The following is a 12,077-nucleotide window of genomic DNA, read 5'->3' on the forward strand; positions in this document are numbered from 1 at the left end:
AGATCCCTGCGGCTGCCTGGTCAGCGGTCGATCTGCGCCGCGGCGCCCAGCCGTCAGCGCGTGGCGTCAGATAGGCGGCGGAGGGCCTTCGCGAACCGGGTGGCGAGGTAGCGCTGGAGCATCGGGCCGATCGGGCCCGCGAGGCGGGGGAGGAGTGTCGCCGGCCGGCTGAACGCCCTGATGGTCAGCCACACGACGTCGTCGCCGTCCCGGGTGAGCACGAACGATTCCTCGCCCGACTCGGGATGGCCCGGCAGCGTCCCGTAGGCGAAGCCGGCGCTGTCCGCGTCCGGCTGGTCGTCGGCCCAGACGACCCGGCAGGGAGCGCTGATCCGGAGCGGTCCGAGYCCTAGCCGTGAGGTGACCGCCACCCCTGGCGCGGCTCTCGGCGCGGAAGTGGGTACGCGCAGGCCCGCCGCCCGGTGCATCTGCCAGGTGAGCACCGCGTCGGCCGCCGCGCGGAAGCCGGCGGCACCGCTGGCGACGGGCACCTGGTGAAGCAGGTGATGGTAGGCGGCGGGAAGAGACGTGTTCCTGGTCGCGCCGACCTCGTTGTACGTGAAGGGGCGGGGGTCGTCGTCGGGCCGGTCGCCTGCCGTCATGGTCGTGCCTCCCTAGAAGTCGCCGGGGTAGAAGTCGCCAGGGTGGGGCGGTCGAGCCTGCGCCAGGCGAGCAGGGCGCAGACCGCGAAGCCGAGTGCGTTGGCGATGCCGTGGGTGGCGATCATCCAGGTGACCGAGAGGTGGGGGAGACCCGCCGCTCGCCCCACCGCCCAACTGAGCGCGAGCGCCATGCTGAGGGGGAGCACCGCGCACGAGACGGCCACCAGGCAGCGCGCCAGCCGGTCGCCGCGCGGACGGATCCGCCGCCAGGTGAGCCAGGCGGCCAGCCACAGGCCGACCGTCAGGATCACGGCGCCGGCGAGCTCGACCCAGTCGGAGAGGAAGAACCCGGCGAGGACGACCAGGGTGCCGGCGGGAACGGACCAGGCCGCGGCCCCAGCGCGTGGGTCACCGGGCAGGGCGCGACAGACGAGGGCGGCGATGAGTGCGGCGGCGAAGCCGGCGTAGTGAAAGTGCGCGACGGTGAGCGCGAGGACGGTCGGCGAGTATCCGAAGAGCGGATAGCCCGCGCCCGTGGCCACCAGCGCGCTGGACGCGATCACCGGTGCGACCAGCGCGCTCGCCATGGCCGCCCGGACCGGGGCGGGCAGCCGGCCACGGCGCGGGTCGTCGCGCCCGGCGTCTCCGGACTCGACCCGCGCGAATCCGGGCTCGACCCGCGTGAACTCGTCCGTCGCGCGTCCCGCGACCTCGGGCAGGGCAGCCAGCAGGGCAACGGTCCCGGCGGCGTAGACGCCGGCCAACGCGGCCGCCACCGGGCCGCGCGGGACGAGGAACGACACCGCGCCGGGCAGCGCGGCCAGCGGCCACAGGCGGCGCAGCGGGTCAAGGGTGCGCAGGTCGAGCAGCCCGAGCCCCCACGGCATGACGACGAGCATGCCGATCGCGATCAGCAGGGCGAGCAGGGTCGCGCCATATGGAGTCAGCCCCGTCGCCGGGGCCGCGGCTGACACGACTGGCGGGACTGACGACGCGGACACTCGCGGCAGCGCGGCGAAGGAGGTCGCCGTCCGCATCATCGGCGCGAGCCCGGCAGGCGCAGCTCGGACAGCAGCGCGTGGAGGTCGTCGGCGACGGAGCGCAGCACGGGCACCCTGGTCAGCGCGATCGACCGGGCGATCAACGGCGCGATCGCGTCCACCAGCCGGCGGGTGCGAACCTGGCCGGGCGAGGTGTCGTAGACCCAGAACAGGGTGATGCCGAGGTAGGCGAGCCAGAGCAGCTCCGGCAGGTCCGGCGCCAATGGGCCGCCCGGCGCCTTGGACCGCGCGGCGCCGGGACGATCGGCGGGGCCTTCGAGCACGTCCCGGAACAGCCCGATCGCGGCGTCCCTGGCCGCCGTCGACTCCTGGCTGAACGGGCTGGCCGCCGCGCCTGGCGGGATGGCCACCTTGATGAACGAGCCGGCGAAGGAGTGGTACCGCGTCATCTCGTCGATCCCCGCGTGGATCACGCGGCGCAGCCGGTCCGCGAGGTCCGGCGACCGCAACGCCTCGGCCGCTCGCCGCCGGTGCCCCGCCTGGATGGCGTCATAGAACTCCTGGACCAGGTGTTCCTTCGAGCCGAAGTAGTAATAGGCGTTGCCCAGCGAGACGCCGGCCGACTGGGCGATCCCGCGCATCGTGGTCCGCTCGTAGCCCTGGCCTCGGAAGGAGGCCAGGGCCGTTTCGAGGATCAACGCGCGGGTCGCGGCGCCCCTGCCGGGGGGTTGCGCCCGCCCCGCGTCCCCCCCGCCCCCCCCGCCCCTCGTGTCCTCGGCGCGCTCGCCGTCATGGTGGTCGCCGTCACTGTGGTCGCCGTCGTTCTGATCATGAAGCTTCGCGCTGTCGTCGCCAGCCACCGGACGCCTTCCGTGGGGGTCTGCGGAACCCGTCGGCATCGACGTTAGCCAGGAACTTGAACGTGTTCAACTCGCGCGCTGGGTGGTGCGTTGGTAGGAGGTTGGCTGCCGTCAGATTGATCCGGTCGGTCACAGCATGGAGGCTGACAGACATGCCGCCCTCGTCCCGGCCGCCGGCAGGCGCGCCGAACGTCGTCGTGATCCTTCTCGACGACCTCGGTTTCGCCCAGTTCGGCGCCTACGGCTCCGACATCGCCACACCGGCCGTGGACAGGCTCGCTGCGGCTGGGTTGCGCTACAACCGCTTCCATGTGACCGCGCTGTGCTCGCCCACCCGCGCCGCGCTGCTGACCGGCCGCAACCACCACGCGGTCGGCATGGGATTCCTCGCCGACCTGCCGACGACCGACCCCGGCTACACCGCCCGCATCCCCCGCTCGGCCGCGACCCTGCCGCGCCTGCTGCGCGACGCCGGCTACAACACGATGGCGGTCGGCAAGTGGCACCTCGTCCCGTCCGGGGAGCGCAGCTCGGCCGGCCCGTTCGACCGGTGGCCGCTGGGCCTCGGATTCGAGCGCTACTACGGCTTCCTGCGCGGCGACGCCAACCACTGGGCGCCAGAGCTGGTCCGCGACAACTCCTACGTCGAGCCGCCCGCCGGCCCGCGCGACGGCTACCACCTGACCGAGGACCTCGCCGACCAGGCGGTCCGGATGGTGGTGAACCAGCAGGAGTCGGCGCCGGGCAAGCCGTTCTTCCTCTACTTCGCCACCGGCGCGATGCATGCGCCGCACCACGTCGAGCGGTCCTGGGCTGACGCCTACGCCGGCCGTTTCGACCTCGGCTGGGACCGCTGGCGCGAGGAGGTCTTCGCCCGCCAGCTCTCCTCCGGGGTCGTTCCGGCGGGCACGACGCTCACCGAGCGGCCGTCCTGGGTTCCCGGCTGGGCGGACCTGAGCGCAGACCAGCGCCGGGTCTTCGCCCGCATGCACGAGGTGTACGCCGGGTTCCTCTCGCACACCGACGCGCAGATCGGGAAGGTCGTCGAAGCGCTCGAACGGCTCGGCGTGCTCGACAACACGCTGCTGTTCGTGATGTCCGACAACGGCGCGAGCGCCGAGGGCGGCGTGAGCGGCACGTCCAACGAGCACACCTTCACCCACCGGGTCGTCGACGACCTCACCGACAACCTCGCCCGGCTGGACGACTGGGGCGGCCGGCGCGGCTACCCGCACTACGCCTGGGGCTGGGCCTGGGCCGGCAACACGCCGTTCCGGCTGTGGAAGCGCTACACCTGGCTCGGTGGCACCCGGGTGCCGATGATCGTGCACTGGCCGGCCGGCATCGACGCCGGTGCCGTCCAGGCGGCGAGCGGCGTGCGCGGCCAGGTCGGCCACGCGATCGACGTCCTGCCGACGGTTCTCGACGCCTGCGGGATCGAGCTGCCCGATTCGGTCGACGGTGTGCGCCAGCAGCGGATCGCGGGCGCGAGCCTCCGGCCGACCTTCACCGACCCGGCGGCGCCGAGCCCGCGCACGACGCAGTACTTCGAGATGCTCGGCTCCCGTTCGATCATCGCCGACGGCTGGAAGGCGACCACCGACCACGTCTCGGAGGGGGTCATCGACGAGGAACGGCTGATGGAGGGCAGCCGGCACTTCGACGACGACCGCTGGTCCCTGTTCCGGCTGGCGGACGACTTCTCCGAGGCGCACGACGTAGCCGACGACCATCCCGAGGTGGTGGCGCGGTTGGAGCGGCAGTGGTACGTCGAGGCGGGCGCGAACAACGTGCTTCCGCTGTACGACGGCATGCTCAAACGGATCGCTACGCTCCTGCCCCGCGCCTACCCGCCGGCGCAGACCGTGGTGCTTCGACCGGAGGGCGGGCCGGTCTCGGACGACTCGCTGCCGCTGATGTTCGGCGGCGCCCGGATCATCGCCGACGTCGAGGTCCCGGACCCGGCGGAACGAGCCGCCGGGGTGCTGTTCGCCCTCGGCGACTGGACCGGTGGGTTCGCCGCCTACGTCGTGGACGGGACGCTGCGCGTCGCGGCGGCCATTCCCGGCGCGGACCTCGAGGTGGTGGCCGGCCGGCCGCTGCCCACCGGCCGGCACTGGGCCGGGCTGGTGCTGCGGCCCGAGCCGGCGGGCGGCCTGCACGTCGACGCCGTCGTCGACGGTGAGGCGGTCGGGACCATCCACGTCGACCACACGCTGCCGTTCGTCTGGCAGCACGGCGGCACGTCGATCACGCTCGGCGCCGATCGCGGCCTGCCGGTCAGCGAGGGCTACGACCCGCCGTTCCCGTGGACCGGCACGCTGCACCAGGTGCGGATCGACGCCGGCTCGCAGCTGCCGCCCGAGCGCGACTTCCTCCGGATGGCACTCCAGGTCGAGTGAGGCACCGGTAAGGCGTGGCCTGCCCGTTGCGAGCGGTGGCCGGGACGAAGCGCTGCCAGGACGAGGCGCTGCCGGGACGAAGCGCTACACCTGTTCGACGTCCTGCGTCAGGGTGCGGACGTCCTGGCCGACCTGGATGTCGGCGACGCTGCCGACGACGGCGGTCGGGCGGAAGGGGTAGCGCCCGATGTCGGCGCGGGCGGTGATGCCGGACAGGACCAGGACGGTGTCCATGCCGGCCTCGAGGCCCGCGATCACGTCGGTGTCCATCCGGTCGCCGATCATGACGGTGGTCTCGCTGTGCGCGGAGAGGCGGTTGAGACCGGTGCGCATCATCAGCGGGTTGGGCTTGCCCACGTAGTAGGGCTCGACACCGGACGCCTTGGTGATCATCGCCGCGACCGAGCCGGTCGCCGGCAGCAGGCCCTCGGTGGACGGGCCGGTCGGGTCGGGGTTCGTCGCGATGAACCGGGCACCGTCGCGGACCAGCCGGATCGCCTTGGTGATCGTCTCGAAGCTGTACGTCCGGGTCTCGCCGAGCACGAAGTAGTCGGGCGAGCGGTCGGTGAGGACGTACCCGATCTCGTGCAGCGCCGTCGTCAGCCCGGCCTCGCCGGCGACGTAGGCGGTCCCGCCGGGGCGCTGGGCGTCGAGGAACCTGGCGGTGGCMAGCGCCGACGTCCAGATCCGGTCGGCCGGGATGTCGAGGCCCGAGCCACGCAGCCGGGCCTGCAGGTCCCGGGCCGTGAACATCGAGTTGTTGGTCAGGACCAGGTAGCCGAGGCCCGCGGCCGTGATCGAGGCGAGGAACCGGTCCGCGCCCGGGACGAGTTGCGCCTCGTGCACGAGGACGCCGTCCATGTCGATGAGGTAGTTCTCAATGACCCGAGTGCCCACGACTCGGGGATTCTGCCGTCAGTGACCTGCGGATGCTCGCACCGGGTCGACAGGCACGTCACCAGTGCCTTTGGCCGATCCGGTGTCGGGCTCATGGAGGCCATGTGGTGCGCTAGTGGCATGGCTGACAACCTGATCTTCCGGCTGCCGCCGACGTTCGAGACCGTCGAGCAGGAGCGCCAGCACCGCAAGGAGCGGCTCGCCGCCGCCCTGCGGATATTCGGCTGGTTCGGCTTCGAGGAGGGCGTCGCGGGCCACATCTCCGCGCGCGACCCGGAGCTCACCGATCACTTCTGGGTCAACCCGTTCGGCGTCTCGTTCTCCCACATCCGGGTGAGCGACCTGATCCTGGTCAACCAGGCCGGTGAGACGATCGAGGGCCGCTACCCGGTGAACCCGGCCGCGTTCGCGATCCACTCCCAGATCCACCAGGCCCGGCCGGACGTCGTCGCCGCGGCGCACAGCCACTCGCCCCACGGCCGGGCGCTGTCCACCCTCGGCCAGCTGCTCGAGCCCATCACGCAGGACGCGTGCGCGTTCTACGAGGACCACGGCCTGTTCGAGGAGTTCGGCGGCGTCGTGCTCGACCTCGACGAGGGCAAGCGGATCGCGGCGGCGCTTGGTGGGCACAAGGCCGTCATCCTCGCCAACCACGGCTTGCTGACCGTGGGCGACTCGGTCGACACGGCCGCCTGGTGGTTCATCACGATGGAGCGTTCGGCGCAGGTGCAACTGCTGGCGAAGGCCGCGGGCACGGTGAAGCACATCGCCCACGACAACGCCCGGCTCACCCACGACCTCAACGGGAACCCGCTCACCGGCTGGCTGAACTTCCAGCCCCTGTGGGACCAGATCACCCGGCGCGAGCCCGACCTCCTCGACTAGCTCGGCCAACCACCGCCCACCGCCCCGGGCGGCTCATATCCACTCCGAACCAGGTGGTCCAACGGGATGTTCGTCCCACTGGAGTGCCACTTAACCCATGGTTCCTGGAACGTCGGCAAAACGCCCAGCGTGGGACGAGACGGCGCCTCGCGTGGCGGGACAACGTAGACCCGAGGCCGCGCGTCTGTCCTGAGGGTGGCCGACTCCTGGGCCCGCGCTGGCGCGGTCGAGGCATGGTCGCGACCCTCGGTGACGCCGGGGGGCACGGGGTGGGTCTGATCGCAAGGAGCCGGGGTGGCGGGGCGGCGCAAGGAGTACCGGACCTGGGACGAGCTCAGCGTCTCGGAACGGCGCCGGGGACTGACGATCCTGGCCGGGGCCGGAGTCGTGGCGGTGGGGGCCGTGGTCCTGGTCTACGGCGGTACCGGCGGCGGCGGTACGCCCGTCGGCGCCCCGCCCCCGGCGACGGTCGCCGCAGCGGCTGTCGAGTCCCCGGCCGACACCGGTCCCGACCTCGACGAGTGGTACGCCGCGATCGACGGCTACCGCAAGGACATCGGCCAGGCCGAGGCGGACGTCCGCACGGCGATCGCCCAGGCCAACGGGATGGCGCTCCAACCCGCGTGCGCCCTGCTGGAGACGCACGCGACCGCCGCCGACGGCGCCGGCGTCGCGGCGCCGGCCGGCGACGCGGGCCAGGCATGGACGGACGGCCTGCGCGCGTTCACGCGGGCCACACGATCCTGCGCGCAGCTCTTCGACGGCACCCAGGTACCCCCGTCCACCCTGCTGACCGAGACCAGCACCTCGCTGGACGCCGCCGACACGGCCTGGGCGCGGCTGTCATCGCCCGGCACCCGCGTCGCGGATGCCGCCGCCGGGTCGGGAGGCTCGCCCGCGCCGACCGCGTCCGCGGTCGCGGGCTGAGACCCGGCTCAGGGTCAGGACCAGGCCCAGGGCGCGCCCGCGGGCCAGCCCCGCTGGGGCCGGCCCGCGGGCGCGGACGAACGGAACGTCAGGGCGTTGTCGTCGGCGTCGGCGCTGCCGCTCGCGTCGCGTCGGTGGACCTCGGGGCGGACGGCTGGGTGGCGGTCGCCGACGGCGACTTCCCGGGCAGGTTCAACGGCATGCTCGGGGCGATCGTGACACCGGGCAGCAGCCCGGTGTCGGTCGCCGACGGCGTCGCGTTCGGGTCGGCGGACCCCGTCGGGGACGCGCTGGTCCGGATGATCGGTCCGTTCGCGCGGTCGAGCAGGGTCACGGCCGGGCTTGCCGACGTGAGCGTGGCCTTTACCGGCGCGAACAGGAATGACTCCTGCGGCTTGTAGTCGGCGTCCAGGAAGAACGCCCGCTCGATCGACTCGACCTGGACCGTCGCCCTGCTGTCCCGACCGGTGCCGACGACCCGGATCGCGCGAATCTGCTCGATGTCCTCGGCCACAGATCCCGGCGGCAGCTCGATCGCGGTCGCGGCCGGCTCGTCGCGCCGAAGCGACCACTTCGCCACCCCGAGGTCCGACCGGTAGATCGTCGGGTTGCCGGCCAGCTTGACGCCGACCGAAACCCCTACCCAGGCCGCGTCGGTGTTGGGTGTGCCCTGGGTGGACTTGCGCAGCACCAGGTAGAGGTAGGACCGCGGGTCACCGGCCGACTCGGTCGGGCTCGCGGACGGGTCGTCGATCGGGTCCTCGGCGGTCTTGCCCTCGCGGACGAGTTCCTGCGACATCATCCAGTAGGTCCACGGATTGCGGTCCATGATCCCTTCGGGCGCCTCGCTGCGCGGGTCGAGGCTGTCGAGCGCGGACAGCGAGAAGCGCATCTGCCCGTCCGTCTTCCCGCACACGTTGTTGGCGAGCCCGCAGATCTGGATGACGGGGTGCGCGCCCTCGTAGCCGCCGGTGAACGGGACGGTGGAGCCGTCCTGGCCCTGGACGGCGGCGCTTCCGGGGACGGCCTGGCCGGCGGCGTTGACCTCCACCTGGTAGACCCAGGCGATGTCGGTGCTGCGCCCCCACTGGGCGAGCGTCTCCGGGACGGAGGCGGCGCCGTCCTCGTTCGAGTAGATGACCGAGTAGCGGTAGATCTTGTTGCCGGTGCTCGGCGAGGTGGCCTCGGTGTGGAACGCGACCATCGGCGTGTCGGTCACCGCGCTCTGGAACGGCCCGTTGACGTCCGGCGTCACTCCCTGGCCGCTGCGCCCGTAGATGATGGGGGCGTACTGGGTGGCGGCGAAACCGGCGTCGGCGGCGGTGACGGTGCGGAACTTCAGGCCGGTGAGGTTGGCCGTGTGCGTGGCGGCCGGGGAACGGTCATCGGCGAACCTCACCTTCAGCGTGTGGCTGCCGGCTGGCACGTTGCCCAGGTCGAGGCTGYGGGGGATCGGGAACGACGCCGGGATGACGACGTCCGTCGTGTAGGTGTCGTCGACGTAGAGCGAGATGACCGCGGACTCGCCGCCGTTCGTCCCCCAGGATGCCTCCGGCGACGCCGTGCCCAGGTCGAGGATGACCTCGCCACCCGTCGAGGTGAACGGCGTCGACACCTCCTGGCCACGGGTAACGGTGAGGTTGAGCGGCCCCGTCGGCTTGTCCTTGCCCCCACCGCAGGCGACCGCGGTGGTCGCCAGCACCGCCGCCGCGACGCCGGCACCCAGCAGCCGCAGCGTGGCCCGGCCGCGGGCCGCGGGCCGGCCGGGACCCGTCTCGGTGGTCGCCGTCGCCTCCGGGGTCCCGGTCTGATCGCCGACGCCGATCAGGGAGGTGTGCGCTGTCCCGGTCACTGGCCTCGCCTCCGCCTCCGTGCTATTGCCGTCCTTCATCCTGGACTGTCCTGGTGTGGCGGGTTCAGGCGGCTCCCGCAGGTCTGACCTCATTGGTCGCGAACGTCGCCGGGGACACGTCTTTGGGGGTGGCCCGCCGCAGTGGGCGAACGTCGGAGTGACTTTCCGTGTTTGATCCGGTACTCAAAGGCTTGTTCGTCGGCGTCGCCGGATCGCCGATCGGCTCCGGCGTCCGGGTGCTACGAAGGTCGGGGTGCCGGGAGTCGGGGTGCCCGGGAGAGGGAGGGACGGGCGTGCGCGAGGATCGCGGTGCGGACAGCGCCAGTGCGGACAGGGCCAGTGCGGACAAGGCCGAGGCGGAACGGCCGGCCCGGTTGTCGAAGTCGGCCGCGGACTCCGAGCTGGAGCGGCTACAGGTCGAACTGGTTCGTATGCAGGAGTGGATCGTTCATTCCGGCATGCGTGTCGTCGTGGTCATGGAAGGCCGTGACACGGCCGGCAAGGGCGGCACGATCAAGCGCATCACCGAGCGGCTCAACCCGCGGCACTACCGGGTCGTCGCCCTGACGACCCCGACCGAACAAGAACGCACGCAGTGGTACTTCCAGCGGTATGTCGCGCATCTCCCGCCGGCCGGCGAGATCGTGTTCTTCGACCGAAGCTGGTACAACCGCGCCGGGGTAGAGCGCGTGATGGGCTTCTGTACCGACGCCGAGTACGACGAGTTCATGCGCACCTGCCCGCAGCTCGAACGGGCACTGACCCGCTCGGGGATCATCCTGCTGAAGTACTGGCTGTCGGTCAGCGACGAGGAGCAGGAACGCCGCTTCCACGCCAGGATGAAGGACCCGGGAAAGCGCTGGAAGCTGTCGGAGATGGACCTGCAGGCCCGGGCGCACTGGGTGGACTACGCCGAGGCGAAGGACGAGATGTTCGCCTATACCGACATCCGCGAGGCGCCGTGGTTCGTCGTCGACGCGGACGACAAGCGCTCCGCCCGGCTGAACCTCATCGCGCACCTGCTGTCCCAGGTTCCCTACCAGGAGGTCCCGCACCCGAAGGTCGCGCTGCCGCCGCGCCAGCAGCGCGCCTACAAGCGCCCGCCGATCGACAGCCAGACCTGGGTGCCACGCCGCTACGCGGTCGACTGACCGGGAGACCGGGCACCACGTCCATCGACCGGCGGCACCGGGGACAGCACCGGCCGGGACGGCGCCAGGCCAGGGAGGTGGCACGCGTGCGCAAGTACGTCATCATGGGCGTCCAGGGCAGCGGCAAGGGAACCCAGGCCCGGCTGCTCGCCGCCGACCTGGACCTCGTCCACATCAACGTCGGCGACATCTTCCGMTGGAACGTTCAGAACCACACCAAGATCGGTGCTCAGGTGCGCCGGGCGGTCGAGCGCGGTCACCTGGTCGAGGACGACCTGGTCGAGCGGGTGGTACGGGAACGGCTGGCCAACCACGACTGGAACTACGGCTTCGTCGTCGACGGCTTCCCCCGCAACGCCCGGCAGGCCGAGTTCTTCCTGGAGAGCTACGACCTCGACGGAGTCATCTACCTCGACCTTCCGGATGAGGAGGTCGTGCGCCGGGTGCTCGCCCGCCGGCTCTGCTCCCGTTGCGGCCTGGACTACAACCTGATCGCCAGCCGGCCGAGGCACGCCGGGGTGTGCGACGTGTGCGGCGGCGCGCTGGTGGGCCGGGCCGACGACAACCCGGAGGCGCTCGCCGTCCGGCTGCGCGAGTACCACGGCAAGACTCGGCCTGTCCTCGAGATCTTCCAGCGCAAGGAGTACGTCGCGGCGGTCGACGCCCGCCAGCCGGTGCCCGCCGTCCAGGCCGACATCCGCGGGCGGCTGCGCCTGCCGCCGGTCGGCGCTGCGCCGGTCGTCACGCCCAGTCGGTAGCGGTATAACCGTGCATTTGCACGCGCATTTTCCACGGAAAGCCGCTCGGCGGTTTTTGGCGGTATTTGGCCATTAGTGTCACGATTGGTGACGCGTAGAGTTATCGGACCTAGACCTTAAAGTTTGCCCAGGCTGCCCGGTCGTGTACATGGATGAGGCAATGCGGGGGTACGTTGCGTGGCGTGTCCGTGTCGAACAACGCAGTGGTCAGCACCGCGCTCGGCTACGTAGAGGCGAACCCCTCTGAGCTGGATACGGTTCGCGACCTCGTCATCCTGTCCCTGCTCGGCCCGCCGATCACCTTGCGCGGCACGCTCCCGGCGCACCTCGCGTGCCGGGCGGTCGTGCTGACGTCCGACCAGCATGTTTTGACGATTCGTGACGGGGAGCGGCCGGGATGGCAGTTCCCGGGCGGGCACGTCGAGGACGAGGACTGCTCGCTCCTTGGCTCGACGCTGCGCCAGTTGCGCGAGCTCACCGGCATCGATCCGAACGTGCTGCGCCCGGAGTCGGCGCTGCCCTGCGATCTCGAGGCGGTCCCCGTCGACACGGTGCCCGGGCTCGACGAGCCCGAGCACGTCCACTACGACTTTCGCTACCTGCTGCACCTGCCGTCCCAGGAGCTCGGCTTCGACGTAGCGGTGGACGTTCGGTGGGTTCCGGTGGACGAGCTTCCTGGAAGACTGGGCGCGAAGCTCCGGCGCAGCTCCCGGACGCCGGCCGCTCTGCGCTAGCCGCGCGG

Annotated in this window: 11 protein-coding genes; 6 read left to right on the plus strand and 5 right to left on the minus strand. The window is 71.6% G+C overall.

Annotation, left to right across the window (positions count from 1 at the left end):
* Positions 1 to 53 precede the first annotated feature (53 nt).
* Genes BCD49_RS12690 through BCD49_RS12700 form a run of 3 tightly spaced genes read right to left on the minus strand, consistent with a single transcriptional unit; the run spans position 54 to position 2,463 of the window.
* Positions 54 to 602, minus strand: a complete 549-nt coding sequence (locus BCD49_RS12690) for a DUF1990 family protein (RefSeq protein ID WP_007511523.1) — start codon at positions 600 to 602, stop codon at positions 54 to 56.
* Positions 599 to 1,642 carry a YndJ family protein gene (locus BCD49_RS12695; protein ID WP_007511525.1) on the minus strand — a complete coding sequence of 348 codons (1,044 nt, stop codon included), beginning with the start codon at positions 1,640 to 1,642 and terminating at the stop codon, positions 599 to 601. The genes BCD49_RS12690 and BCD49_RS12695 overlap by 4 nt, the downstream gene beginning before the upstream one ends.
* On the minus strand, positions 1,639 to 2,463 hold the full coding sequence (locus tag BCD49_RS12700) for a TetR/AcrR family transcriptional regulator (RefSeq protein WP_083401411.1): 825 nt from the start codon (positions 2,461 to 2,463) through the stop codon (positions 1,639 to 1,641). The genes BCD49_RS12695 and BCD49_RS12700 overlap by 4 nt, the downstream gene beginning before the upstream one ends.
* A gap of 152 nt (positions 2,464 to 2,615) precedes the next feature.
* On the opposite strand from BCD49_RS12700, the gene BCD49_RS12705 reads away from it, so the two are divergent.
* A complete protein-coding gene (locus BCD49_RS12705) occupies positions 2,616 to 4,865 on the plus strand; it encodes an arylsulfatase (protein WP_007511529.1) in 2,250 nt (749 codons plus the stop codon).
* Positions 4,866 to 4,949: 84 nt separating this feature from the next.
* Here the strand turns inward: BCD49_RS12705 and BCD49_RS12710 are convergent, their stop codons facing one another.
* Complete coding sequence (locus BCD49_RS12710) at positions 4,950 to 5,726, minus strand: HAD-IIA family hydrolase (protein ID WP_051466771.1); 777 nt, start codon at positions 5,724 to 5,726, stop codon at positions 4,950 to 4,952.
* 156 nt (positions 5,727 to 5,882) lie between these two features.
* Between BCD49_RS12710 and BCD49_RS12715 the strand changes: the two genes are divergently transcribed.
* The gene (locus tag BCD49_RS12715) at positions 5,883 to 6,647 is read left to right on the plus strand and encodes a class II aldolase/adducin family protein (RefSeq protein WP_106410171.1); all 765 of its coding nucleotides are present in this window, start codon (positions 5,883 to 5,885) and stop codon (positions 6,645 to 6,647) included.
* A 294-nt stretch (positions 6,648 to 6,941) separates the two neighbouring features.
* On the plus strand, positions 6,942 to 7,574 hold the full coding sequence (locus BCD49_RS12720) for a hypothetical protein (protein WP_007511537.1): 633 nt from the start codon (positions 6,942 to 6,944) through the stop codon (positions 7,572 to 7,574).
* An 88-nt stretch (positions 7,575 to 7,662) separates the two neighbouring features.
* Here the strand turns inward: BCD49_RS12720 and BCD49_RS12725 are convergent, their stop codons facing one another.
* Entirely contained in the window at positions 7,663 to 9,426 is a 1,764-nt protein-coding gene (locus tag BCD49_RS12725; protein ID WP_335341688.1) for a hypothetical protein, read from the minus strand.
* 293 nt (positions 9,427 to 9,719) lie between these two features.
* Here BCD49_RS12725 and ppk2 point away from each other — a divergent pair, with 293 nt between their 5' ends.
* The 3 genes from ppk2 to BCD49_RS12740 all read left to right on the plus strand — a co-directional run bounded on the left by ppk2 (position 9,720) and on the right by BCD49_RS12740 (position 12,069).
* Entirely contained in the window at positions 9,720 to 10,577 is an 858-nt protein-coding gene (gene ppk2, locus BCD49_RS12730) for a polyphosphate kinase 2 (protein WP_007511541.1), read from the plus strand.
* 86 nt (positions 10,578 to 10,663) lie between these two features.
* Entirely contained in the window at positions 10,664 to 11,335 is a 672-nt protein-coding gene (locus BCD49_RS12735) for an adenylate kinase family protein (protein ID WP_007511543.1), read from the plus strand.
* Between the two features lie 188 nt (positions 11,336 to 11,523).
* Positions 11,524 to 12,069: an NUDIX domain-containing protein gene (locus BCD49_RS12740; RefSeq protein WP_241832314.1), complete on the plus strand. Its 546-nt coding sequence runs from the start codon at positions 11,524 to 11,526 to the stop codon at positions 12,067 to 12,069.
* Positions 12,070 to 12,077 lie beyond the last annotated feature (8 nt).

The sequence above is a fragment of the Pseudofrankia sp. EUN1h genome (assembly GCF_001854645.1).
GTDB lineage: Bacteria > Actinomycetota > Actinomycetes > Frankiales > Frankiaceae > Pseudofrankia > Pseudofrankia saprophytica.